23 protein-coding genes are annotated in these 25,891 nt (G+C 48.6%); 13 read left to right on the top strand and 10 right to left on the bottom strand.

The window, feature by feature from the left end; genetic code table 11:
* Position 1 precedes the first annotated feature (1 nt).
* The 3 genes from yaaA to dnaA form a co-directional block, all read right to left on the bottom strand.
* A complete protein-coding gene (yaaA, locus tag AC2JF8_RS04535) occupies positions 2-223 on the bottom strand; it encodes a S4 domain-containing protein YaaA (RefSeq protein WP_500761447.1) in 222 nt (73 codons plus the stop codon).
* 217 nt (positions 224-440) lie between these two features.
* Positions 441-1,571: a DNA polymerase III subunit beta gene (gene dnaN / locus AC2JF8_RS04540; protein WP_500761449.1), complete on the bottom strand. Its 1,131-nt coding sequence runs from the start codon at positions 1,569-1,571 to the stop codon at positions 441-443.
* Between the two features lie 167 nt (positions 1,572-1,738).
* The gene (dnaA, locus tag AC2JF8_RS04545; RefSeq protein WP_500761451.1) at positions 1,739-3,106 is read right to left on the bottom strand and encodes a chromosomal replication initiator protein DnaA; all 1,368 of its coding nucleotides are present in this window, start codon (positions 3,104-3,106) and stop codon (positions 1,739-1,741) included.
* A gap of 706 nt (positions 3,107-3,812) precedes the next feature.
* Between dnaA and AC2JF8_RS04550 the strand changes: the two genes are divergently transcribed.
* The 3 genes from AC2JF8_RS04550 to AC2JF8_RS04560 all read left to right on the top strand — a co-directional run bounded on the left by AC2JF8_RS04550 (position 3,813) and on the right by AC2JF8_RS04560 (position 6,066).
* Positions 3,813-4,661, top strand: coding sequence for a helix-turn-helix domain-containing protein (locus tag AC2JF8_RS04550; protein WP_500761453.1), 849 nt, complete (start codon positions 3,813-3,815; stop codon positions 4,659-4,661).
* Between the two features lie 113 nt (positions 4,662-4,774).
* On the top strand, positions 4,775-5,182 hold the full coding sequence (locus tag AC2JF8_RS04555; RefSeq protein WP_500761455.1) for a hypothetical protein: 408 nt from the start codon (positions 4,775-4,777) through the stop codon (positions 5,180-5,182).
* A complete protein-coding gene (locus tag AC2JF8_RS04560; RefSeq protein WP_500761457.1) occupies positions 5,182-6,066 on the top strand; it encodes a DUF4097 family beta strand repeat-containing protein in 885 nt (294 codons plus the stop codon). The genes AC2JF8_RS04555 and AC2JF8_RS04560 overlap by 1 nt, the downstream gene beginning before the upstream one ends.
* Positions 6,067-6,146: 80 nt before the next feature.
* Here the strand turns inward: AC2JF8_RS04560 and AC2JF8_RS04565 are convergent, their stop codons facing one another.
* Positions 6,147-6,779 (bottom strand): DUF3862 domain-containing protein, encoded by a 633-nt coding sequence (locus AC2JF8_RS04565; protein WP_500761459.1) that lies wholly within the window; start codon positions 6,777-6,779, stop codon positions 6,147-6,149.
* Between the two features lie 304 nt (positions 6,780-7,083).
* Here AC2JF8_RS04565 and AC2JF8_RS04570 point away from each other — a divergent pair, with 304 nt between their 5' ends.
* From AC2JF8_RS04570 to AC2JF8_RS04610, 9 genes are all read left to right on the top strand, one after another.
* Complete coding sequence (locus AC2JF8_RS04570; RefSeq protein WP_500761461.1) at positions 7,084-7,371, top strand: hypothetical protein; 288 nt, start codon at positions 7,084-7,086, stop codon at positions 7,369-7,371.
* 198 nt (positions 7,372-7,569) lie between these two features.
* Positions 7,570-7,710, top strand: a complete 141-nt coding sequence (gene rpmH, locus AC2JF8_RS04575; RefSeq protein WP_003549412.1) for a 50S ribosomal protein L34 — start codon at positions 7,570-7,572, stop codon at positions 7,708-7,710.
* Positions 7,711-7,762: 52 nt separating this feature from the next.
* A complete protein-coding gene (rnpA, locus tag AC2JF8_RS04580) occupies positions 7,763-8,131 on the top strand; it encodes a ribonuclease P protein component (RefSeq protein ID WP_500761463.1) in 369 nt (122 codons plus the stop codon).
* A 1-nt stretch (position 8,132) separates the two neighbouring features.
* Positions 8,133-8,999, top strand: a complete 867-nt coding sequence (locus AC2JF8_RS04585) for a membrane protein insertase YidC (protein ID WP_500761465.1) — start codon at positions 8,133-8,135, stop codon at positions 8,997-8,999.
* Between the two features lie 121 nt (positions 9,000-9,120).
* Positions 9,121-10,506: a tRNA uridine-5-carboxymethylaminomethyl(34) synthesis GTPase MnmE gene (gene mnmE, locus AC2JF8_RS04590; RefSeq protein WP_500761762.1), complete on the top strand. Its 1,386-nt coding sequence runs from the start codon at positions 9,121-9,123 to the stop codon at positions 10,504-10,506.
* Positions 10,507-10,518: 12 nt separating this feature from the next.
* Entirely contained in the window at positions 10,519-12,417 is a 1,899-nt protein-coding gene (gene mnmG, locus AC2JF8_RS04595; RefSeq protein WP_500761467.1) for a tRNA uridine-5-carboxymethylaminomethyl(34) synthesis enzyme MnmG, read from the top strand.
* A gap of 268 nt (positions 12,418-12,685) precedes the next feature.
* Complete coding sequence (gene spxB, locus AC2JF8_RS04600) at positions 12,686-14,494, top strand: pyruvate oxidase (RefSeq protein WP_500761469.1); 1,809 nt, start codon at positions 12,686-12,688, stop codon at positions 14,492-14,494.
* Between the two features lie 105 nt (positions 14,495-14,599).
* Positions 14,600-15,985, top strand: a complete 1,386-nt coding sequence (gene gnd / locus AC2JF8_RS04605) for an NADP-dependent phosphogluconate dehydrogenase (protein ID WP_500761471.1) — start codon at positions 14,600-14,602, stop codon at positions 15,983-15,985.
* A gap of 93 nt (positions 15,986-16,078) precedes the next feature.
* Positions 16,079-17,635, top strand: coding sequence for a ClC family H(+)/Cl(-) exchange transporter (locus tag AC2JF8_RS04610; RefSeq protein WP_500761474.1), 1,557 nt, complete (start codon positions 16,079-16,081; stop codon positions 17,633-17,635).
* A 67-nt stretch (positions 17,636-17,702) separates the two neighbouring features.
* Here the strand turns inward: AC2JF8_RS04610 and AC2JF8_RS04615 are convergent, their stop codons facing one another.
* From AC2JF8_RS04615 to AC2JF8_RS04635, 5 genes are all read right to left on the bottom strand, one after another.
* Positions 17,703-19,043, bottom strand: a complete 1,341-nt coding sequence (locus tag AC2JF8_RS04615) for an MFS transporter (protein ID WP_500761476.1) — start codon at positions 19,041-19,043, stop codon at positions 17,703-17,705.
* A gap of 167 nt (positions 19,044-19,210) precedes the next feature.
* On the bottom strand, positions 19,211-19,504 hold the full coding sequence (locus tag AC2JF8_RS04620) for a hypothetical protein (RefSeq protein WP_500761478.1): 294 nt from the start codon (positions 19,502-19,504) through the stop codon (positions 19,211-19,213).
* A gap of 231 nt (positions 19,505-19,735) precedes the next feature.
* A complete protein-coding gene (locus AC2JF8_RS04625; RefSeq protein ID WP_500761480.1) occupies positions 19,736-21,046 on the bottom strand; it encodes an NCS2 family permease in 1,311 nt (436 codons plus the stop codon).
* A 158-nt stretch (positions 21,047-21,204) separates the two neighbouring features.
* A complete protein-coding gene (locus AC2JF8_RS04630; protein WP_500761482.1) occupies positions 21,205-22,659 on the bottom strand; it encodes a DASS family sodium-coupled anion symporter in 1,455 nt (484 codons plus the stop codon).
* 107 nt (positions 22,660-22,766) lie between these two features.
* Positions 22,767-24,074, bottom strand: a complete 1,308-nt coding sequence (locus AC2JF8_RS04635) for an NCS2 family permease (protein ID WP_500761484.1) — start codon at positions 24,072-24,074, stop codon at positions 22,767-22,769.
* 230 nt (positions 24,075-24,304) lie between these two features.
* Between AC2JF8_RS04635 and AC2JF8_RS04640 the strand changes: the two genes are divergently transcribed.
* Complete coding sequence (locus AC2JF8_RS04640; RefSeq protein WP_500761486.1) at positions 24,305-25,099, top strand: Cof-type HAD-IIB family hydrolase; 795 nt, start codon at positions 24,305-24,307, stop codon at positions 25,097-25,099.
* Between the two features lie 95 nt (positions 25,100-25,194).
* Here the strand turns inward: AC2JF8_RS04640 and AC2JF8_RS04645 are convergent, their stop codons facing one another.
* Positions 25,195-25,881 carry a deoxynucleoside kinase gene (locus tag AC2JF8_RS04645; protein ID WP_500761488.1) on the bottom strand — a complete coding sequence of 229 codons (687 nt, stop codon included), beginning with the start codon at positions 25,879-25,881 and terminating at the stop codon, positions 25,195-25,197.
* Positions 25,882-25,891: the final 10 nt, after the last annotated feature.

Below are 25,891 nucleotides of genomic sequence, written 5' to 3' on the forward strand. Positions count from 1 at the left end.
GCTACCGGAATTCGTACACTTCTTGGGCAGCCTCAACCCGGTCGCCCGGACGAATTTTTTTGCCGCGGCGGTCTTCTTTAACCCCGTTGAACAAAACCGGATTTTCCTGCAGGTACCACTTCGCCTGGCCGCCCGATGAGATAATGCTTTCTTCTTTCAAAAATTGACTCAGGGTAATGTACTCGCCCTTGACTTTAATTTCCTTGATAATCTTCACCTTCACCACTTTAATTACTTATGTTAAGTATATTCGTTTCACAAGCAAAAAACAACTTTAAAAGCCAATATAAAGCCGTATGAACGGTTTTAAGCAAAATAAAGGCTTTAAGGCAAATATAGTTAAAAATAAAATCTGGGGCCGTTTTAGCCGTTTAAGAAAAATTGGCCACTAAAAAAGCCATCGTCTGACGGCTTTTTTGTGTTAGGGAAATATTACGAAGCTAAAAGGTTCTGACCGGCGTAATCAACTGCACGAAGGCGATGTCGTCCTTGTCCGGGTTAACGGTAAAGGGCCGCAGCGGCTGCGTGAATTCCATAATCACCGAATCGGTAACCGATGCACGCAGGGCATCACGCAGGTAGTCCGGGTTGAAGGAAATCTTCAGGTTCTTGCCCGCCAGCTTCTTGAAGCTGACGTCCTCCTCAACGTTGCCAATTTCAGCGGACTCACCCGACAACTTGGCGGTCTGCTTTTCCGTGTCCAGGGTCAGGTCGACCACGTTGTTGCGGCCGGCGTGCGTGAGCAGGCTGGCCCGGTCCAGTGCGCTCGACAATTCGGCCAGGTCAAACGCAGCGGTGGTTGTGCTCTCGGTTGGGATCAGGCGCTCCGTGTCGGGGTAGCTGCCCTCAAGAAGACGTGAATAAAACAGAATGTTGCCAATTTCAAACAGCACCTGGTTGTCGCCCGGGCACACCTTGATTTCGGGGTCGGTTTCACCAATAATGCGGGCCAGTTCCAAGAGGCTCTTGCCCGGAATAATCAGGTCGGTTTTGGTTTGCGGGCCGTTTTCTAAAGTCAAGGCCCGGCTCGACAGGCGGTGGGAGTCGGTGGCCACGGCGTGAATCTGGTCGGGGCTGAACGTAAAGTGGACACCGGTCAAAACGAGGCGGCTTTCCTGGGTCGCAACCGCAAACTGGGTCTCATTGATAATTTCGCGGAAGGTCTTGCCGGAAATAACAAAAGAGGACTCATCGGGAATTTCCGGTAATCTTGGGTAGTTATTGGCATCCAGTCCGTTAATCGTGAACTCGCTGTTTTCGGAAATGATTTGGGTCTGGAAGCTTTCCTTCACCTCAAGCGAAAATTCCTTGCCCGGCAGCTTTTTGATGATCTCGCTGAAGAAGCGGGCTGGCAGAACAATTGCGCCGGTAGACTCAACGGTCAGATCCTCGCTTACCGGAATCTTGATTTCAATCGAAATGTCCGTGTCGCTCCCCGTCAGGAGTAACTCATCTTCAGTCAGGTTAAGTTTGATGCCGCTCAGAATCGGGATAGTTGCCCGGGACGAGATGGCGTGCATGACGTTGTTTAGGTTGTCGACGAAGAGATTTCTGTTTACGGTAAATTTCATTTGGTGCCTCCTGGTTACATTTTTTATTATATTAATTATATATTTAATTAGTAGTATTAGTAGGTCCTGTGATTTCTGTTGAAAAGCACAAGCGTGCCGAAAATAACGTAATCGGTACGGTTAAGAACATGTGCACAAGTACGGAAGTTGTCCACAGTGAATAACTTTTAGCGGTCGAGCATTTGCTTCAGGTCAAAGACTGCCGTCTTAACGTCGGAATTGGTCTTGATCTCCCGACTAATCTTATCATACGCGTGCATCACGGTGGTGTGGTCCTTGCCGCCGAACTCCTGGCCAATCTTGGGCAGGCTGGAATCGGTCAATTCGCGCGACAAGTACATGGCAATCTGGCGCGGCACGACAATCTGCCGGACCCGCTTCTTGCCCTTCAGCTCGTAGGTCGAGGTCTGGAAGTAGTTGGCAACGACCTCCTGAATCTTGGAGATCTGCAGTCCCTGGTTCTTCTGGACCAGCTTGAGGTCGGCCAGGGCCTCGCGGGCCAGGTTCACGTTGATGTCCTCGTGCTCAATCGTTGCGTGGGCCTGCACCTTGACCAGGGCGCCCTCGAGCTCACGGATGTTGGTGTCGACCTGGCTTGCGACGTAGTCCAACGTGCTGTCGTCAATCGTGAGGTTCTCCGCCTCCGCCTTCTTGCGCAGGATTGCAATCCGCGTTTCGAGGTCCGGCGGCGTGATCTCAACCTGCAGCCCCCAGGTGAAGCGCGATACCAGCCGTTCCGACAGGTCCGGAATCTCGGTGGGCAGGCGGTCGCTGGTCATGACGATCTGTTTTTGATCGTTATAGAGCGTTTCGAAGGTATGGAAGAATTCTTCCTGGATGCCCTCTTTTTTGGCAAAAAACTGGATGTCGTCGACCAGCAGCAGGTCGCAGGTGCGGTACTTCTCGCGGAACTGGTCCTGGGTCTTGTTCTTAATCGAATTGATGAAGTCGTTGACGAAGGTTTCACTCTGAATGTAAACGACCTTGGCGTTTGGCCGCTCCGCCAGCATCTGGTGGCCGATGGCCTGCATCAGGTGCGTCTTGCCGAGGCCGACGCCGCCGAAGATGAAGAGCGGGTTGTAGAAGCTGCCGGGACTGTCGGCAACGGCTAACGCCGCGCCGGCCGCGAGTTTGTTGCCCTCGCCCTGGACGAAGTTGTCGAAGGTGTATTTTTCGTTAAGCTTGAGGTTGCGCACGAACACGTTCTGGCGCTCCTGTCGGGGCTGTTCACGCATCGTCTGGGTCTGCGGCTTGGGCGTTACCAGGCGTTCTGTACTCTGTTCGCCCTCGATTTGAAAAACGGGCAGGACTTCGATGTTGTAATAACCGTAAGCCGACTGAATCAGCTGCGAGGACAGGTTCTTCTCCCAGTAGCCCTTGGTTACGGGGTTCTGCACGGCGATGCGCAGCTCGTGGGTGTCCTTATTGTAGGAAATGGGTTTAGTATTTTTGAACCAGGCATTGTATGCAACCTCGTTGAAGCGTTCGCGCATTTCATTGTTAAAATGCTGCCAAAATTTATTGATATCAAACAAAATGATTCCCTCCGATGACGTTTAGCAGGACCTATTTTACCATCTAAGCAGAATGTTTTCCACAGGTGAATAAAAAGAATTCAGAATTAACAAGGTGTGGATAAAGATTTGAGGCAAATGCACAAATTTTAGGCCAAAAAGCGGCAGCTAAAATTTATTTGCATGATTGTCTGTGGACATATTTTATTATAATAACAGTATTTACAGGGGGCTAAGCAGCGAAATATCCACATGTTGTGCATAATCTTTTGAACAAGCTGGGGACTGTGCATAAACCTGTGCAAAGTGTTGTGATTGACTCTTTGTGGATAAAAATGCGGGCAAAAATTTGAACAAGCGCGGGATTTGGTGAGGCCGAAAAATGGGGTACGCAAATTTTCGTGGGACGAGTTTGACCCACCACATTGAATGCTATTTTTATTTTGTCCTTACATATTAATTGAGGCCGTGAGTCGGCAAAAATTGACGGGGAATGCAACTCACCTTCTGGATTTAAAAATTCGGGTGCGGAATTTTAATGAAATGAAGCGTCGGGTTTCAGCCAGGTAATTCTTGTAGCGTATAGTAGAAACCGGAGGGATGAAGACGTGCGCGGTGCGGTTTTACGGTGCAATTGTCAAAATATAGTGATATTAAAGCGCTTTATAAATGATATAATTAAAGCAAACAGCTAATTTGGGTGACCTTTTAGAACGAGGTGGCAAAAATGAAAGTTAATGAATTATTGAAGCACTACCGGTTGATGGCCAATAAAACCCAGAAAGAGTGGACCGGCACCGCGATTAGTCCGTCATTCTATTCCAAGATTGAAAAGGGCCTCAACCGGATTACGGCAGACGACTTGGTCAGCCTGCTTGATTATAACAACATTTCGGCCGCAGAATTTTTTGAAAATATCAACCTGGAAAAGAGCCTGCAGTATGATCGAGAATATGAACTAAAGAAATTAATTGGTGAGGCGTACTATAAAAGTTCGCTTGATAAGTTAAAACACATTAAGGCTATGATTGAACAGGAAACATTGCCCAATAAAAAAGACTTGCTCGTTTTAGTCAAAGGCTACATAGCATTGGTGAATAACAATGTCGCAGAATTGGATAATGAGACCAAGGCCGCGATAAAAAATAAGATATTTAATGTTACTACCTTTGATTTGCAATCTTTGGCCATGTATTGTAGCTTCATGCGGCTCTATAATCTTGACAGCAACCTTCTGATTGCACGCAAGGCCATTAAACAATTTAGTAGCAGCAATAACTTGGATATTCAGATAGAGGTGTTAGCAATTATCGTCAATTTGTTGTTTATATGTATTGAAGAAAAGCGCTATGAGGAAACCGAGGCCTTCATTGCCATGTCTAAGACATTTCCGAATCGTCCGGAGTTGTTTTTCCATAGAAATCTTCTTAAACTACTTGAAAATTTCATTAAATATCATACAACTGGCGATTCAAAGTATATGAATGAATGTCAAAAATCTGTCAAGGTAGTTACCTTCTTGGATATGCCAGAATATGGTAAGGAACTTGAAAGATTCCTCAGTGAAAACAAATAATTAAAAGTCATATGTGGTTAAAAATTCGCACATATGACTTTTTTGGTTTTATTTTTCTGTATAAGATATATTTATTATATTATATATTACATAATATAGTAGGGGGAATTAAAATGGAGAGTTCACGTTCAAATTTGAAAACAATTTGGTATGTTGTGCTGGGATTGTTTGCAGCACCAATAGGAATTCCGTTTGTTTTAGCGTTGCTTTTATTCCTAGCAGTAGGGTTCGCTTTTCTAGCAGCTTTTATGGCTTTTATGTTTGCTTTCTTTGTTATTGGAGGGATAACTGTGCTGAAGGCCTTTGCGCTGCTATTCACTAGTAATTGGGCAATTGGAAGTTTCTATTTAGGTATCGGACTGTTGGGCATGGGAGTAATTCTTCTGTTACTGCCAATTATTGCTAAAGCGCTAAACTTTTTAATTGCTAAACTTGCTGTATTCATGCGCTCTGTGGGTAGAAAGTTTTTAAAGAAAGATTATTACCAAACTAGTACCTCTAACCAGGGAAAGGAAAAATAATGAAAAAATTTTATCAAATCGGTGGTTTGATTATCATCGTCGGGCTAGCCTTGTTCATCGTTGGCAAACTAAACAACGGCAATCAAGACATTAAGAAGGTACACACGGGTATCAGCAGAATCGCCAATATGTCTCGCGATAAAGATGACGGTAAGGACAATCGAAGTAAGACTTTTGTAGTTAAGAAGTTTACTAAGGTTAAGTTTGACACATATGAACCGGATATCCAGATCTCTTCAGGTAATAAATACCAGGTAACGATTGCTGGAGAAGACCTCAGCAAAGTCAAGGCAGAAGTTAAAGACCAGGAATTAACTATCTCTGATGCCGGGCGCAAAGCTTTTGCCCATGATGAAGGCACTTATCAAGTTATTATTACGGTTCCTAATACGAATGCTATTAAGGAAGCGACCGGTTCCTGTCATGAGGGTGCCATTTACTTGAACGATTTAGTTATTCCCGACATCAATTTTAAAGCAAATTATGGGGATGTTGCTATTGATAATGTCGATAACAAAAGAGCTCATTTTCAACTGAAAGAGGGCACGTTAAAAGTAACAAACTCGACGTTGGCAAGCAGCATAATACATTCAGATGATGCGGACATGATTATTGCTAACAGTAAATTTAAAGTAACGGCATTTTTATCCGAAGGTGACGTTAAAGTCAGAAATTCTAAGTTGCTTGGCAACAGTTCATTCAAAGCAAATACTGGTGATTTCAAAATGAATGGTGCCCCTAAAATCACTTATGATCTCTCAACCGATCCTAACAACGATATTAAATTCCGGGGCCATTATAAGTTATCTCATTTCACTTCCACAGTAAACAAAACGCCAACCCTCAAGGTTACCAGTAAAGATGGCGACATTACGATTGATTAGCCAACCGCGATAGTACTAAAAAAGTCATGTTTGAATCTTTGATCCAAACATGACTTTTGTTGATGCAGGCGGCTGCAGTTCTATTGTCTTACTGCCCCTCCTGCTTGGGCTTTGCTGGTAAGCTTATTTTCAGTGAAGTAGAAGACCATGCTCTTGTTCATCTTGCTGTTAGTGTAGGCCGCCGCAGTCTGCTTCTGTCCCTTGATGATTTTAACCGTAATCAGGTTGGGCTGGCCCAGGCGGCCAATTAGTTCATTATATGAGCTGCCGTCTTTGACTGCTTTATAGTTCTTCAGGCTCGGCTTTTGCCCGGACCACTTCAGCCCGGCAATGGACTTCATGACGACATGCTTATAAGCGAATTGTACCAAGATGGCGGTAGAAGCTTTTTTCCAGGTATATGATGTAAAATGGTACTTTTTTAAGTCAGCGTTGGAAACCTGGGTTGGCTTACCCAAGATGCCCTTAACGTCTGCAACCGTTGAACCTGAAGCAGTTTCGCCCGCAACGGGCTGTTTATGCGGTTCGCTAACTTGAATTTGCTCGAAGTCTGTTAGGATTGCCTTATTTTGCCGGTCTTTTTTTGACACCGTCTTCTTGGCGGCTTGCTCGGTCTTGGATTCTTTGCCTGGCACCGTTGAGGAACACCCTGCTAGGGTGACAGCTATTGCCATAGTGGTAATAGCGGCCAGGCTGCGTCTTATGGTAGTCATGTGGTTAGCCTCCTTTGATTCTAATATGTATTTAATAATAAGCACATGATACCATTGCTAGGTGGAAATTTCTGCTTTTAGCCTCAATTATTTATTATTTGAGAGCGGTGCGGCTCATACTTCTTAACGAAAGCAAAAGTCATGCTTGAATTTTTAATCCAAACATGACTTTTGTTATGCAGGTGGCTGCAGTTCTATTGTCTTACTGTCCCTCCTGCTCGGCTTTGCCCGCAAATCCAGTTGACAGCGCCAGTTAGGCCGGGTAATATCAAACATAAATATTCATGTATTGTGGGGTACTAAGATGGATTACCAAGACTATATTGAGCTGGGACTGAAAGACGACGGCAACCTGAAGGTGATACTGAAGGGCAGTGTTGAAAATAGTGCGCATGCGGCGGAGAAGGTGGGCGTTGTTAGCGTCGTTTTTATTACGCAGGATGTTGGTCGCGCCCGGCAAAAGCTGGAGGAGCTGACGGCCAATCAGGCAGACGGCGACTACTACATGGTTTACAGCTGCCCGCTGGACACCGACCTGCCGGCACTCGGACACTACCCGTCGATTGAGATTGCCAAGGCCGATTTATCGTGAAAATAGGCAGGGGGCCGGGCCGGCATTAGCCCACTGCGCACCACGCAATTCGTCGCGACCGGTTTAAGCCGCGCCGCAATTTATCCCTAAAATGCCAATTAACGCAATTATTTTTGCAATTTCACTTGGTTTTTGACCACAATAATGGTATTCTAGTTATTAAATTGTGCAACTAGCACATATTGGAGGTGTAGTTTAATGACAACTAAAAGAACTTACCAACCTAAAAAGCGTCACCGTTCACGGGTTCATGGCTTTATGAAACGGATGAGCACATCCAACGGCCGCAAGGTTTTGGCCAGACGCCGTGCAAAGGGTAGAAAAGTCTTATCTGCTTAAACCACTGAAATCCCAGTGGTTTTTTTAATATCAAAGAGTGGAATGAAATGTTTTGAGAAAGTCTTATCGCGTTAAAACTGAAAATGATTTCCAGCGTGTTTTTAAAGCTGGTAACTCAGTGGCCAACCGGGCCTTTGTGGTCTACAGAATTGCCCGGCCGCAAAATACCCACTTCCGGGTGGGCATTTCGGTCGGCAAGAAGGTGGGTCACACGGCGGTTGTGCGCAACCGCCTCAAACGTTATGTTCGCGCTGTTCTGACCGAAAATAAACCGCGCTTAGCGCCACACACCGACTTTTTGGTGATTGCCCGGCCCTACGCCCGCAACTTCGGGATGGCCGAGGTTCGAAAGAACTTGCTCCACGCACTTTTTTTGGCTAATATTATAGAAGAAATACCTGATAAAGTTGAGGAAGATTAGAGTGAAAGACATCTTAACCAAAAAGAATGTCAAACGGGTGCTTGCGCTGCTGGCCGTTGTTGCAGTAGCCGTTGTGTTGACGGGCTGTGCCGCGTCAACGGGCAAAGCAGCACCTGTATCGCATACCAGCGGCAACTGGTGGAACCGTTGGGTCATTTACTACATGTCGACGTTTTTGCTGTGGCTGGCCAAGCTGATGAGCAACAATTACGGGTGGGCGATCATCGTCTTTACCGTTATTGTGCGTGTGATCCTGTATCCGCTCAGTGCGTTGTCGATTAAGTCGACGACCAAGATGCAGAGCATCCAGCCTGAGATCAACGCCCTGCGCAAAAAGTACCCGGGCAGCGACACCGAGTCGCGCACGCTACTTTCGCAGGAGACCAACAAGCTGTACAAGGAAGCGGGAATCAACCCGTATGCGGGTTGCCTGCCGCTCATTATTCAGCTGCCGGTTATGTATGCTTTGTACGGGGCAATCTGGCAGACGCCGCAGCTGCAGACCGGACACTTCCTCTGGATGGATTTGGGCAAGCCGGATCCATACTTTATCATGCCGATCTTATCGATGGTTCTGACGTTCGTGTCGACCTACATCAGCCAGATGTCGACGCCGCAGGAGTCGAAGAACCTGTCAACGAAGATGATGACATACGGCATGGCCATTATGGTCGGGGTCATGGGTCTGTACTTCCAGTCGGCGATCGTCGTCTACTGGGTGATCTCCAACCTCTTCCAGGTGGTTCAGACCTTCATCCTGCAGAACCCGATCAAATACCGGCGCGAGCAGGAACACAAGGCCGCACAGGAGCGTGAACGCAAGCGCAAGCTTAGGAGAACCTACAAGCGCTTAAGACGCAAGAAGTAGCATTTAAAATTAAAAAGTTTAATCTAAAGTAATTTTTAGGTAAAGCAGTCAAAGTGCTTTATACATCATGGTTATTCATGGTGGTATAATGCGCTTTTTTTATTGAAAAAAGGAGAAAATGATGGGTACGACTTTGACGGAATTCGATACGATTGCCGCAATCTCTACGCCGATTGGCGAGGGCGGCATCTCGATCGTGCGCATGTCGGGTGATGATGCGGTGGCAATTGCCAACCGCGTGTTCAAGGGGGCCAACCTGACCAAGGTGCCCACCCACACCATCCATTACGGGCACGTGGTGGATCCGGCCAATGGCGAGGTCATCGACGAGGTAATGGCGTCCGTGATGCGGGCACCCAAGACTTTTACACGGGAAGACATCGTGGAGATCAACTGCCACGGCGGAATTGTCGTTACCAACCGCATCCTGCAATTGCTGCTCACATGCGGTGCGCGCATGGCTGAAGCCGGTGAATTTACCAAGCGGGCCTTTGTCAACGGGCGCATTGACCTGACCCAGGCCGAGAGCGTGATGGACATTGTGCGGGCCAAGACCGACCGGGCCCGCCAGGTTGCCGAAAAGCAGCTGGAGGGGGGACTGCTGGAAAAAATTCGGGCACTGCGCCAGGAGATTTTGGACACGCTGGCCAACGTTGAGGTCAACATTGACTACCCCGAGTACGATGCGGATACGGTGACGGCCCAGCAGATGGCGGCTGTCTCCAAGTCGGTCAGCACCAAGATTGCGGACCTGCTCAAGACGGCCGGCGAGGGCACGGCTCTGCGCAACGGTTTGGCGACCGCCATCATTGGCCGGCCCAACGTGGGCAAGTCGTCGCTGCTCAACTACCTGACCAAGAGCGATACGGCGATTGTCACCGATGAGGCCGGCACGACCCGCGACACGCTGGAAGAATACGTTGCCGTTAAAGGCGTGCCGCTGCAGCTGATCGACACTGCCGGCATCCGCGAGACCGCCAACAAGGTGGAGAAGATTGGGGTGGCACGGTCGAAGAGGGCGCTGGCCAAGGCCGACCTGGTGCTCCTGCTCTTCGATGCAAGCCGCGAACTGACCCCAGAGGACCAAACGCTGATTGAGGCCACCGCGGCGAGGAAGCGGATTGTGCTTTTGAACAAGACCGACCTGGGCCAAAAAGTGACCGTGGACCAGGTAAAGCAGTTAGCGGGCTGTCCCGTCGTCGCGGCCTCGATTTTGCACGAGGAGAACCTGGACCAGCTTGAGGATGCGATTAAGGACCTCTTCTTTGCGGGCATCGAAAATTCAAACGACCAGGTGCTGGTTACCAACCAGCGGCAGGAGGGCTTGCTCAAGAAGGCCCGCAGGCAGCTCCAGGACGTCATTCAAGCACTTCACGATGAGGTGCCGGTCGACATTGCCCAGATTGATTTTAACGGCGCGTGGGACACGCTGGGCGAGATTACGGGTGAAAGCAGTCCGGATGAACTAGTTAACGAGCTGTTCAGTCAATTTTGTTTAGGAAAATAGGTGCACAGGAATATGATTAAAAAATACGATTCAAACGACTACGACGTGATCGTTGTTGGTGCCGGGCATGCCGGCAGCGAGGCGGCCCTGGCGAGCGCCCGGATGGGCCAGAAGACGCTGCTACTAACGATTAGTCTGGACATGGTGGCATTCATGCCGTGCAACCCCTCCGTCGGTGGTCCGGCCAAGGGAACAGTGGTGCGTGAGATTGATGCCTTAGGCGGCGAAATGGGCAAAAACATTGATGCAACTTACATCCAGATGCGGATGCTGAACACGGGCAAGGGGCCGGCGGTGCAGGCCCTGCGCGCCCAGGCTGACAAGTGGCAGTACCACGAGCACATGAAGCACGTGATTGAAAATACGCCGCACTTGACCCTGCGGCAGGCCACCGTTGACGAATTGATTGTTGAAAACGGCGTCTGCAGGGGGTTGGTCACGAACACCGGGGCCAAGTACTATGCTAAAAGCGTTGTCTTAACCACGGGCACGTCGGCTCGCGGCCGGATTTTTATTGGGGAATTGAACTACTCGTCTGGTCCCAACAACACGATTCCCGCCATCAAGCTGTCTGAAAATCTGGAAAAATTAGGCTTTAAGCTGCGCCGCTTTAAGACGGGCACTCCGCCACGGGTCAACGGCCACACGATTGACTACTCCAAGACCGAGGAAGAGCCGGGGGACCAGACCCCGCGCCACTTCTCGTTTGAGAGCAGGGATGAGGACTACAAGACCGACCAGGTCTCCTGCTGGATGACCTACACCAACAGAACAACGCACAAGATTATCAACGCCAACCTGGAGCGGTCGCCGATGTTTTCCGGTGAGATCACGGGCGTCGGGCCGCGCTACTGCCCGTCGATTGAGACCAAGGTGGTGCGCTTCGCCGACAAGCCGCGCCACCAGATCTTTTTGGAACCGGAGGGTGCCAATACTGAGGAAGTCTACGTCGGCGACTTTTCCACTTCGATGCCGGAGGAAGTTCAGCTCGAAATGCTGCATTCGGTGGCTGGACTGGAAGACGCGGAGATGATGCGGCCGGGCTATGCGATTGAATACGACGTGGTCGACCCCTGGCAGCTCAAGCACACGCTGGAGACCAAGAACATTAAGAACTTGTTCACGGCCGGGCAGATGAACGGTACCTCGGGCTACGAGGAAGCCGCAGGCCAGGGCCTGATTGCCGGCATTAATGCCGCTTTGCGCGCGGCCGGCAGGCCAGGGTTTACCCTTGGCCGCGACGAGGCCTACATCGGCGTTTTGATTGATGACCTGGTTACCAAGGGCACCGAAGAGCCCTACCGCTTGTTGACCTCGCGTGCAGAGTACCGCTTAATCCTGCGCAACGACAACGCCGACCTGCGCCTAACCGACTACGGCTTTAAGCTGGGGCTGATTTCGGAAGAGCGCTATTCCAAGTTTTTGGCCAAAAAAGAGCAGATCACGCAGGCGATGAACGTGGTTAAGTCGATCACCGTCCACCCGAGTGAAGAGGTGCAGGAGTACCTTAAGGGCATTGGCGAGGGAGAACTAAAGGCGGGCGTCAAGGCCGACGTCTTCTTGCGCCGGCCGCGCGTCAAGGTTGATGACATTGAGCGATTGACGAAGATGCGCATTGCACGTGAGCGCTACGTCAAGGAACAGATTGAGATCAACGTTAAGTATGCGGGCTACATTAAGAAGGAGCAGCAGCAGATCGACCGGCTGCACCGCCAGGAAGCCAAAAAGATTCCGGCAGACATCGACTATGCAGCGATTGCGGGTCTGGCGACTGAAGCCCGGGAGAAGTTTGCCAAGATCCGGCCGGAAACCATTGCTCAGGCGGAAAGAATTTCTGGCGTGAACCCGGCTGATTTGGCTATTTTAAGCGTCTACGTACAAAACGGCCGTTATTCACGAATGCCCCGGTAAAACTTAGTAAAAACTTAAGCAGCAGAAAATTATTTTTGAGGCGAAGAAACTCATTAAAAAAACACAAAAAAATGTGATGATCAGTCAATCACAAATTTTAATGTTGATGTTATAATGTTGTATTTTTATTTTGGCCAATATTGTGAAAATAATATTTTTACAAAGCGCTTACATCGTAATCATAACGTAATTTTTCATTACTTGAAATTGTGAAATTATATGTTTTAATGTAATATGTAAGTAAATGTATTTAAGGAGATGCACTTCAATGGCAAAAATTAATGGCGCAAATGCTATGCTCCAAGTTCTCTTGGACTGGCACATTGATCATATTTATGGTTTCCCAGGTGGTTCATTCGACTCAACGATGAATGCTATCCACGACTTTAAGGGTAAGATGAAGTTTGTTGAGGTTCGGCACGAAGAAGCCGGTGCTTTAGCCGCTGCAGCTGAATATAAGTTCACTGGCAAGGCTGGTGTCTGCTTCGGTTCAGCCGGCCCTGGTGCTGTTCACTTGATGAACGGCTTGTACGATGCAAAGTACGACAAGGTTCCAATGGTAGCAATCGTTGCTAACGTTCCAACCAGTCGTCAAGACATCGATTTCTTCCAAGCTTTTGATGAAAAGCCTTGGTTTGATTCCGTTGCAGTTTGGAACCACCAAGTTAAGGCTGCGGACCAGATTCCAACAATGATGGATACTGCTCTTCGTCAAGCTTATGCTAAGAAGGGTCCAGCTGTTTTAATCCTGCCTAAGGACTTTGGTTGGGCTCAGATTAACGACAACTACCGTGTTAACTACAACGCACTGCAAGCTATCCCTAACTATGCAGCTCCTAAGAAGAAAGAAGTTGATGCAGCCGTTAAGGTTCTTGAAGAAGCTAAGAACCCAGTTGTATACTTCGGTTTAGGTATGAAGGGCCACGGCGACGTCTTGGCAGCATTTGCTGACAAGTTCAAGACTCCGTTGATGTCATCAGTTATGGCCAAGGGCGTTGTCGAAGACAAGTGCCCAGCTTACATGGGCTCAATCGGCCGTGTAGCTCCTAAGCCAAGTGACGACATTCAAACGCATGCCGATGCTGTTATCTGGGTTGGTAACGACTCACCATTCTCAGTATTCTTCTTTGACCCTAAGGCCAAGGTTGTACAAATCGATGTTGATTCAGAAAAATTGGGCAAGCGTCACGCAGTTGATGTTCCGATCTTAGCTGACGGTGCCAAGACTCTGCAAGCAATCATCGATGCAGCTCCAGCCCGTGAAGAGTCACCTCTTTACAAGGCTGCAATTGCAGACCGGAAGAACTGGGAAGAATGGGAGCACAGCTTTGACGATTCAGACGAAATGCCTGTACGTCGCGAGCCAATCTTTGAAGTTATTAACAGATATGCTGACGACAATGCACAATACGCTATTGACGTTGGTAACATCAACATTGACTTCCAACGCTTGATTAACCTGCACGACGAGCAAACTTGGGCAACTTCTGGCCTTTACGCCACTATGGGCTTTGGTTCACCTGCTTCACTTGCTGCCGCAACTGTTCACCCAGACCGCGAAGTTTGGAACTTAGGCGGTGACGGTGGTTTCGCAATGATGAGCCAAGAATTGCTGACTCAAGCTCGTTACAACATGCACGTTATCAACGTTGTCTTCACTAACGAAACTTTGGGCTACATCGAAGCTGAACAAGTTGATGAATCTCACCAACCACTGTCTGGTGTTATTATGCCAAACAACGACTGGGCTAAGGTTGCTGAAGGTATGAACGTTAAGGGCGTAACTGTACGTACCAAGAAGGAATTCGAAGACGCAGTTAAGGAATTCAAGCAAATGGATGGACCAATGTTAGTTGACATTAAGTTCACTCATGACATGCCTTACTCAACTGAATTGAATACTCTTAACGACCCAGAATTTGTTAAGAAGTATCAAGCAGAAGGTTTGAAGCCATTCAGCTACTTTGCTGAACAAGCTGGCTTGGTTGAAGACGCTGCTTCAGGCGCTTCAGAAGCTGAAGAAGAACCTGAACCAGAAGAAGAACCTGACACTACTTCAGGTGCTTCAGCACACTAATTTAGTTAGTATCATAAATGAAAAGGCGAAGCTGATTAAAGCTTCGCTTTTTTGTTGCCTTACAAGTATAATGAGAGAGAACGATTTTATGATGGAGGATGAAATATGCAACAATTTGGGGTTATTGGCTTGTCCGTCATGGGTAAGAACCTGGCTTTAAACGTTAGAAACAGTGGCTTTTCCGTGTCAGGCTACAGCATTGCTAAAAAAGAGGTCGATGCTTTTGCCCAGTATGAAGATGACCAGCTGAAGCCAACGTATTCCTGGGAAGAGTTTGTTAACTCGCTTGAAAAGCCGCGCAAGATTTTGATTCAGATTGCCGCGGGGAAGCCGGTTGATGAAACCATTGGCAAGCTGCTGCCGCTACTCGATGAAGGCGACATCTTGCTTGATGGGGGTAACTCTAACTTTCATGACACCAATCGTCGTTTCCACGAGTTGGAAGCACACGGCATTCACTTTATCGGCATGGGCGTTTCCGGTGGTGAGGAGGGCGCACTGAATGGTCCGGCCCTCATGCCAGGTGGAGATGAAGAGGCGTATAACCAGGTTGCCCCTATTCTGGAGGCAATTGCTGCTAAGAATGAAGCCGGTCAGCCATGTGTTGATTTTATTGGTCCTGAGGGAAGCGGACACTACGTTAAAATGGTCCATAACGGGATTGAATACGGCATCATGCAGGAATTTTCCGAGGTTTATGATCTTTTGCGCAAGGTTGCGGGCAAGAGCAATGACGAAATGTCTGCTATTTTTGCTGATTGGAATCAGGGCCTGGTTCAAGCGTACCTCAGCGAGATTACCGCCGAAGTGTTAAAGCAAAAGGATGACTTGACAAACGATCATATCATTGACCATATTTTGAATGTGGCTTCTTATAAGGGCACGGGCAACTGGATGCTGGAAGACGGCGTGCACTTGGGTGCTCCGATCAGTGTGATTGCCGAAGCCGTAATCGCTCGGTTCATGTCTAAGGCAACCACGCGTGAGGGTGCCGAAGTTAAGTGGGACGGCGGAGTTCCCGCGGACCTGGTTGATAATTTGGAAAAAGCGCTGCAGCTGAGCCAGGCGGTCGCTTACGCCCAGGGCTTCCAGCAGCTCAAGATGGCTGCTGACAGCTACGACTGGGACTTGCGCTACCCTGTGATTGCGCAGTCTTGGGAAGCTGGCTGCATCATCCGTTCTTCAATGCTGAAGGATATTGAGCAGGCCTTTGCTGGGAACCAACAATTGGCCAACTTGTTCCAGGCACCTTATTTCAAGAATCTGATGAATAATAATCTGCCCGCCTTGCGTCAAGCCATTGCCTTGGCAACCCAGGCCGGTATCCCAACGCCGACGCTCAGTGCGGCGCTCAATTACCTGGAATCGATTTTTAATCCAAGTTTGCCTGCCAACCTGATTCAGGGGCAAAGGGACTACTTTGGCGCCCACACCTATTTAAGAAATGACCGTGAAGGCGTCTACCATACCCAGTGGTACGAGGAAAAATAGTTTTGTTACACGTGTAACAGTAAAATCAGATCAGCACTTGCTCATCTGATTTTTTGATGGCACCGAATTGTTGTAGAAAGAATGGGCAGGAACATGAAGAAAAGAAGAGTACAGATTAAGCTTTTGTTTGAAGCCATGCTGGTGGGTCTTTGCAGCGGGCTCGTGGTTGGCTTCTTCCGCTTTGGTATTGAAAAGATGACGGTAATGTGGCTCGATTTGTTTCACGTGGCACATCAAAATGCTGCGTGGTTCATTCCCATCATTATTGGTCTCGCCCTGGTTGGCCTAATTGCCGGTTATTTGGTTAAACAATATCCGCATGTTGGCGGTTCCGGCATTCCGGAAGTTAAGCTGCAGCTTGAGGGCAGTCTTATTTTGGACTGGTGGCCAATTCTATGGCGAAAAGTACTGGGTGGTATTTTGGTCATCAGTACAGGGCTGTTTCTGGGGCCTGAGGGGCCGTCGCTGCAGATAGGCTCGACTATTGGTCAGGGCGTTGGTGAGGCCACCAAGGAGGCCAAAACGAACGCTCGTGTCCTTTTAGCAACGGGGGCTGCGAGCGGACTGGCAGCGGCGTTTGGTGCGCCACTCAGTGGGGCCCTCTTTATTCTTGAAGAGGTTTTTCATAATTTTTCACCGCGCGTATGGTTGAACGCCCTTGCCGGGGCGCTCGTTTCCGACTTTGTTGTCTCCAATATTTTTGGTCAGCAGCCTGCTTTATCGCTGGTTTACCGGCACAGCTTTCCGATTGCCCTGTATGGCCACCTGCTCGTACTGGGGCTTATTTTGGGGCTGCTAGGTCATGTATATAAGCAGGGTCTATTTAAGGGCAAGGAGTTCTATGCCAAGATCACGGTTATCCCCAGTTGGCTTCATGGCCTGATTCCGCTTGTACTGCTCATTCCAGTTGCCTACTTTTGGCCGTTGATTACCGGGCCGGGCAGCCGCCTCATCTTAGCGCTCCCCAAAATGATTGCGCACAGCAGCTGGAGCCTGGTGGCGCTATTATTGTTTTTCTTGGTTGTCAGGCTGGTTTTTGCAATTATTTCTTATGATTCCGGGCTGCCAAGTGGTATTTTCTTGCCTGTACTCACACAGGGTGCTCTAATTGGCGCTAGCTATGGTCTGATCATGGTGCAGCTGCACTTGTTACCGGCCAGGCTGGTAATCAACCTCATCATTTTTGCGATGGCGGGCTACTTTGCAGCGGTCATTCGCGCGCCGTTTACCGCCATCATGCTGATTACAGAAATGGTGGGCTCGCTTCTGCACCTGATGCCGCTCGCCGTTGTGGCCGTTGTCGCCTTGCTGGTTGATGAACTGTTGGGCGGCGAGCCGATCTATGGCACGCTGGCACGGTCGATGGCTGCCAAAAGCAAGCAACCCGCCGTAATTGCAACGGGTAAAACCGACCAGCTGACGGTGCCCGTTTACGAAAATAGTCAATTTGTTGGGAAACAGGTTGCTAGGATTGACTGGCCGCAAAATACGCTGATCAAGGCGGTCTACCGTGACGGCAAGTACGTGATTCCCAGCGGTCAGACCATCATTAAGGCGGGCGACGCGCTGGTGATAACGCTCGATGCCGGCAGCCGCGGCCAGGTCTTTAGGCAGCTGCGGCAGATGCAGGGCGTTGAATACGACGGATAAAAGTTAATAATTAAGCATGCAAATGGGGTACACGATCAGCAACAACTGGCGATGTACCCCATATTTGTTATTTTTTACTAAAACGCTGCGGTGCGGTTTCGGGTGCCCAGATCAGGCAGATAATGAAAGCAGCAAACAGAACGCAGCAGCAAACTAGGATGGCTAGGCGGGTACCACCCGCTTTAGTTAGGACCGGCAACAAAAACGTCCCGGCAGCTGCACCGATGCGGCTGATGGTGATGCACGTGCCGACGCCGCTAGCTTGGACCTTCACGTCGAATAATTCCGTCGGGTAAGGGTAGTCCAGGACAAGTCCGGAGGACAGAATAACCGCAAAGATGGAAAAAATCGCCAGCTTAAAAGTCGATGAGGCGTGCGGCATCAAGACCAAGAGCAGCAGCAACCCAGCGGAAATCAGGAAGTTGCTGGTTAAAAACATGCGCCGGCTGAGGCGGTTGAAGGTGAAGATGCCGACGAAGATGCCGATCAGCATGCTGGCGTTGTAAAGGTTGCCGGAAACGCGCGGATTGCTGATGCCCATGCCTTTTAGCAGGATGGGCAAGAAGATGCTGATCCCGAAGAAGGCAAAGGTCTGGCAGGCGTAGAATATTCCGCCGACCAGCGTGCGGCGCAGGTATTTTTTGCTGAACAGAATGGTCCAGGAGGGCTGGTCCGCTTTTTTAGGGCGCTTAAAGTGGCGTGAAATGCCCCACTTGCGTCCCAGTATCTTGCCAATCAGCTTGTTGGCGGCCTTCACCTTTCCCTTGCTGGCCATCCAGCTCGGGGACGGTGGCAGGGGAAATATGCTGCGGAAAAGAGCGGTAAAAAGGGCTGGAACAGCACCGGTTGCCAGGATAACCTGCCAGGTGTGCGGCCCCAAGCCGTCAAGGAAGGTTCCGGTTAAGTAGGCGGCGATGAAGCCCAGCACCCAATATATTAGCAAGTGGCTCTGGCGTTTGCTGTCTTCGCCCTTAGGCAGCCACTCCGTCAACAGGGCGTTGCCGACCGTGTAGTCGATTGCCATCATTAGTCCGATGGCAATTCTGAGCAAGAACGTGAGTAAAAGACTGGTCGTTGCCAGGTGCAAGAGGGAGAATGCAGCGAGGGCGTACATGTTGACCATTAGCAGCTGCCGCCGGCCGATTCGGTCTGACAGGCGTCCGATGAAGGCGCTGCTGGCCAGACCAATCAGTCCGCCAGCGCCGATTAGCCCCGTCCATGTGTCGCTAATCGTGACGTATTTTGCCGCATTAGTAAGCGCAGTGCCAGTTATTCCCAGGGCAAAGCCACAGGTGAACTGTCCCAATACAATGGCGAGCATGACCCGGAGGTGAACCTCCGACAGTGGCGCCTTTTTGTAATCGTGTTTGATGGGGTGTGTATTCTGATTTTCATTTTTACTTTGCATAACTAAAGCTTGAAACCAAGTGGCCAAGCTGTTTTCCAAACATCTCCTTAATTTGGCAATGAACCAAGATACTATCCACGATAACAAAGATTAAAAGTTCATGCAAAAAGACCGCTCACATGAGCGGCCTGTGGAACCGGTAAACAATTAATTATGTCGTAATGGGTTTACTTGTTTAAGATCAGCGTGAAGAGCACTAGGGCAACTATGGCAAGAAACCAAACGCCCATCATGACCGTGGCCTTCAGGTAGCGCATTTCGCCCTTGAACTCAACGTGGTTGAGCATGTATTCACCGGCAAACATCACAAGGGTGAAAGAGAAAAGCCAAAACAGACCACAGAGCTTGCCGGCAATGGTATAAGGGAAGGGGAAAGAATTGAAACTTGGAAATAGTGATAACAAAAAGAACATCAAAGTTCCATAATAGCGGTTGTACCACTTGTCAGGTTGGTTTTTCATGATGAATCGGCCTCTTTCTATACGATAATATATTAAAATAAAAAAATATGAAATTTATTAGATATATATTAGAGTAATAGCCAGCAAAAGTAAAGGCAAATCTTCAATAGGTTAGATATTTACGCGTATTCATGCTGCAAAAAAAAGGGGCTAGTGGTCGGTCGACCATTAGCCTCTAGCGGGTATAAACCAAAAACTGCAATTTTTTGAAATTGTTTTACTAATCCAGTGCTACATGTTGGTGATCAAAAAGAAAATAATAAAGACAAAGAACAAGACGTACATCATCGGCGAAACTTTTTTGGCCTGTTTGGAAGCAATCATGGTAATCGGGTAGGCAATCATGCCAAGAGCCAGACCGTTGGAAATTGAATAAGTCAGCGGCATGCCCACGACAGTTAGAAAGGCCGGAAAGGCAATTTCAAATTTATCCCAATTGATTTTCTTTAAGTTGCCGGCCATTAGCACACCGACAATAATTAAAGCGGGGGCGGTCACCGTTGTCGGAATGACGGCCAGAAGCGGGCTGAAAATCATGCTGATTAAAAAGAAGATGCCGATAAAAATCGCGGTTAGGCCGGTCCGGCCCCCCATGGCAATTCCGGCACTTGATTCAACCGAAGTGCCCAGGGGCGCTGTCCCCAAGACAGCACCCTCAACCATCGACAGTGAATCTGAGAGAAAGGCCCGCCCGATTCGGGGGATCTTGCCGTTTTGATCAACCATGCCTGCTTGTTCGGTCATGCCGATAAGGGTGCCGGCGGTGTCAAAGAAGGTTACCAACAAAAAAGTTAAGACGACCATCAGTAGCTGAGGCGTATTGATGTCTTTTAAGTGGAAGACGGCCTGACCAAAGGTCGGGGCAATGCTTGGTGCTGCCGCAATGATACCCTTGGGCATAGCAATCTGGCCAATGATAACGCCAAAAAAGGCGGTAACAACCATGCCAATAAAGATTGACCCGGGAATATTCATTGCCATTAAAATAACGGTTAAGGTTAAGCCAAACAGCGTAATCCACACCGCCGGTGAATTGAATTTTCCCAGTGCGACGAGGTTGGAATCGCTGTTAACGATCAATTGTCCGTTTTGCAGCCCAATGAAGGCGATGAAGAGCCCAATACCGGCTGAAATAGCGTACTTAAGGTCCTGCGGAATAGCGTCGACGACTTTTTCGCGCAGTTTCAAAACCGTAATTAGGATGAAAAGAAACGATGCAACTAAAACAGCTGCAAGCGCAGTCTGCCAGTTAATGTGCATGCCAACGCAGACGTTGTAAGAAAAGAACGCCGCGCTGCCCAGGGTGGGGGCTAAGGCAATGGGATAATTGGCTACAAGGCCCATGATGAAACAGCCGATTGCGATTGAAAGGGCAGTGACCGTAAAAGCGGCCCCCTTATCGATGCCGGCTGCGTGCAAAATATTCGGGTTAACAAAAAGGATGTAGGAGAGACTGACAAAGGTGGTTAACGCCGCGATTAATTCACGCTTGACAGTGGTATGAGCATCATTTAAATGAAAGACTTTTTCTAGTGTCGTCATTTTTCCTCCAAAAATACATAAATAATAAAAACCAATGTATCTAGTATATAACTAAATCAGTGTCAATTTCCATGATTCGGTGGCAAAACATTTCCCGGGAAATAAAAAGCTTCGAAGGCAGGTTGGCCTTCGAAGCTTAATTGAAAATTATTTAGAGCTTACCACATGCCGATAACTTTCATCCACGCTAGGCCAATAACGCCGTAAACGAGGATATAGAAGATACCGAAAATAAAGCTGAGCTTCCACCATTCACTCTGCTTGACGTAGCCCGAGGAAGCCAAAACCGAGGCAGCCGGGCTGGAATAGTGGGTAGTTGACCCCATGATTGCCGAGAACAGTGCCAGGAATTGGGCTGCCAGGACCTTGGGTGCACCGGCTGCAATTGCTACCGTTAAGAGCGGAAGGTACATTGCCGAGTTATGGGCTGTTGCACTAGCAAAGAGGTAGTGCGTATAAAAGAGTACGAGTGCAAGAATGATCAGTGCGGTCAGCCAGCTGACACCCTTCATGCTGTTTGAAATACTGGTTGAAATCCAGCCGATAAAGCCGAATTGCGTCAACTTTTCAGCCATGAACACCAAGATAGACAACCAGATTAGAATATTCCACGCGCCTGTTTCGCGTAAGAGGTCCTTTGGTGCAAGAACACCGGAAAGGAGCAGCAGGGATACCGAAATGAAAGCAATTAGCGTTGCGTCAATGCCTAGAGTGCTTGAAAGCATCCAGAGCACTAAAGTGATGGCGAAGATGAGGGCCATTAATTTTTCGGGCAGCGTCAGCTTACCCATTTCACTAAGCTGACTAGTTGCCCATTCCTTTGCATTGGGTGTCTCCTTTATTTCGGGTGGATACAACTTATAGACGAAGTAAGGGACTACCAACAAGCAAATTGCTGCGGGAACGATACTGGCCATGAGCCACGGCATCCAGCTCAGCGTAACACCGGCTTTACCAGCTAAGGCAACGGCGATGAGGTTGGGCGCACAGGCGGTCATGAATAATGAAGAAGTGATGACGTTTACCTGAAATTCTGTGAAGATAAGGTAAGAGCCCATCTTCTTGCGCGAAGGATCATTGGGCTTAGAACCAAAGGTTTCAGCCAGTGATTGGATTAAGGGATAAACAATCCCGCCGGCCCGTGCGCCGTTGGAAGGCGTGGCGGGCGAAACAATCAGGTCAATTGCACCGATTGCATAGCCCAGGCCCAATGACTTGTGACCAAACCATTTGACAAAATACAGGGCGATGCGCCTGCCCAGACCGGTTTTGACGATACCACGCGAAATCATGAAGGCCATGACAATTAGCCAGGCTGAGGAGTTGGCAAAAGCGTTAATGGCGCCCTTAGCCACCACCTTGCCGTTAACCACCTTGTCGGCTAGAGGCGCCAAGCCCAGGCAGATTGTCAGGGTGAAGCCAATTAGGGTGACGCCGCTAATGGGAATCGGCAGCGTAATACACCCCACGATTGTTGCAATAAAGATCGCCAGCATCTGCCACGCTTGGACAGTAACGCCCGCGGGCCTTATAGGCGTCGTAAACCAGAATATCAAACCGAACAAGAGCGGTAAGATAAACTTGCGATAGTCTATTTTTTCAAGTGTTTTCATACAAACCCCTTTTTAAAACAAAAAATAAATATGGTAAGAATAGCACTCTACCTCACCATATTTATATATTCTATCATAATGCGGTCTTTTTAAATACCGTATATAAATTAGAAGTTTAACACCCATAAGAAGAAGATGAAGACGAAAAAGAGAATCCACATCATTGGCGTTATTTCTCTGCCGCGTTTAGCCGCAACCATGCAGATTGGATAAGTGATTAATCCCAGTGCCAGACCGTCTGAAATAGAGTAGGTCAGCGGCATGCCAATCAGAATTAGGAATGCAGGCACGGCAATTTCCATTTTATCCCAGTGAATATGGGCCGTGTTTTGGGCCATCAGAACGCCCACGATGATTAAAGCCGGGGCGGTAACATGCGTAGTGAACAGTCCCAAGAGGGGGCTGAAGATCATTGAGATCATGAAGAAAATTGCAACGAAGACTGCAGTTAGACCAGTCCGGCCCCCAACGGCAATACCGGCGCTTGATTCAACAAATGCTCCCACCGGCGAAGTCCCCAGAACGGAACCAACCATCATCGCGGTTGAATCGGACGCCAAGGCCTTGCCGACGCGTGGCATCTTGTTGTCCTTCATAAAGCCCGCCTGCTGTGCCAGCCCGATCAGGGTACCAGCCGTATCGAAAAAGGTAACCAGCAGGAAGGTAAGGACAACAACCCACATTTGCAGGGTATTAATGTCCTTAACGTGGAAAATTGCTTGCCCAAAAGATGGCGCAATGCTTGGCGCAACCGAGATGATCTTGCTTGGCAGTGCAATTTGTCCGGTAACAATGCCAAAAATAGCCGCTAGAACCATACCGATAAAGATGGCCCCGGGAACGTTTAGGATCATTAGGACAACGGTAACCAGCAAGCCGAAAATGGTAATCCAGACCGCCGGGTCGTGCAGCGAACCGAGACCGACCAAGGTCGACTTGTTGGCGACGATCAGGCCCCCGTCCTGCATGCCCAGGAATGCAATGAATAAGCCGATTCCGGAAGATATTGCGAATTTCAGGTCAGACGGAATGGCATTGATGATTTTTTCACGGAGCTTAAACATCGTGATTAAGATAAAAATAATCGAAGCAACGAAGACGGCTGCCAGAGCTGTTTCCCATGAAACATGCATGCCAATGCAGACCGTGTAGGCAAAAAATGCGTTAATTCCCAATGCGGGTGCCTCGCCGATTGGATAATTGGCGATGATTCCCATTAATGCAGTGCCTAGAGCACTTGCCAGGGCTGTAGCCGTGAAGACAGCACCCTTGTCCATGCCGCTTGCGCCCAAAACGCTGGGATTAACAAATAGGATGTAAGACATGCTAATAAAAGTGGTCAGTCCGGCAAGGAACTCAACCTTAACGCTAGTCTTGTATTTATCGAGTTGAAAGTAACTCTTTATAAAATTCATGTAACCTCTCCCACAAATCAATGTTCGTGTTTTGTCTAAAATAACCGACTGCTATAGTTTATCACTCTGTAAAATAATTGCAAATGCGAATTATTTATAGCCGAGGTCAAGGTATAGACAACAAAAAATGCGAAGAAGCATTGGCCGCAGCGTTGACCGGGGGTGCAAACAACCAGTAGAATAAGGTAAATTGACCAGTATGTGGTGGACAAGTTCATTAAGGAGGAAATATGGCTAAACTGCTTTTCTCAGATATCGATGGTACGTTAATCAATTCGGACCTAAAGGTGACGCCTAAAACACTGAGAGCGATTCGCAAGCAAGTGGTTAAGGGAAATATTTTTGTTCCCGTATCGGCACGCATGCCGCAGGCAATTATGACCGTGGTGGGGCAGATCATGAAATCATGCCCCATGATCGCATATAATGGGGCGCTGGTTTTAGATGAGCTGGGGCGACCGCTCAGTTCGCAATTTATGCCAGCAGCTACAGCGGCAGCAATCTGTACGTACGTTGAGCAAAAGTGTGCTGGCACGGCGTGGAATGTGTACAGTGGCTATGACTGGTACTATTCCCCGGGTAATAATCCGTCACTGGTTGAGAGGGAAGAAGAAATAGTCAAGCTTAAAGCCACGCCTAGTTCCATTGCCGGGGTTAAAAAACTGCGGGGCGTACACAAGGTTTTGATTATGGGGAATCCGGCCGTGCTCGATGAGGGTCAGCGGGCGTTAAGCAGCCTGTACCCGCAGCTGGTCTTCGTCAAATCTGCGCCTAATTTGCTGGAGGTTATGCTCAAGGGCGTAACGAAGGGCAGGGGCGTTAGCGAACTGGCGCAGGCCTTTGGCGTTGAATTGGGTGATTGTTGGGCCTTCGGCGACAACTATAATGACGAGGCGATGCTTAATGCAGTAGGGCACCCGGTATTAATGGGCAATGCGCCCGCTGAATTAAAAGCCAGATTTGCTACGGTTACGCTGGACAACAATCACGACGGGATTGCCGCAGTCCTTGACCAGTTGGACTGACCTTAGCTTTAGGTATTTTATTTTGAACACGAAAAAAGCCAATTAGCAGGCGTGGTTGTCTGCACGATTGGCTTTTTGTTTGACTAAAATATTATTTAATTGTCAATTGCGACTGCGGTTGGCTTGCTCCAGGATGAGGGGAGCTTGCCAATCTCCTTGAGCTTGGCAACAATTTGGTCCAGAACAACTTGCCGGTCCTCCTCATTAGTCATAAAGTCGAGGCTATCGCCGTCAATTTCCATCTTAGGAGAATAGTCGTACTTTTGGTACCACGGCTTGTAGTAACGCAGAAGACGCTTGTAGTAGTCCTCAAGCGTTGCATCGTAGCTGAGTTGCTCGTACGGCCTGCCCCGTTTTTGGATACGCTTGATCATTGTGTCATAAGAAACGTTGATGTGTACAAGCAGGTCGGGATTCTTCTTGGGCATGTGCTCAAGCTGGCCCATCATGTTGTTCAGCAGCTCGTAGTAGGTGTCGACCTCTTCCGTGGTTGCCCGACCAATATCTGCGTTCATCTGGAAGAAGAGGGCATCTTCATAAATGGACCGATCAAGAACATTGTTGTCATCCGTTAACGCATCCTTGATGCTGCGAAAACGCGTGTTGAGGAAGAACACCTGAAGCAGAAACGCATACTTCTTCGGGTCCGCATAGAAAAGCGGCAATACGGGGTTGTTGTCAACGCTCTCATAAAAGGGTTTGGTCCCTAAATAATTGGCTAAAATACTGGTTAAACTAGACTTACCGGCTCCAATTGGCCCGCTTAAAACAATAACTGTCATCACGATCCTT

It is taken from the genome of Lactobacillus sp. CA30L (genome assembly GCF_059900845.1).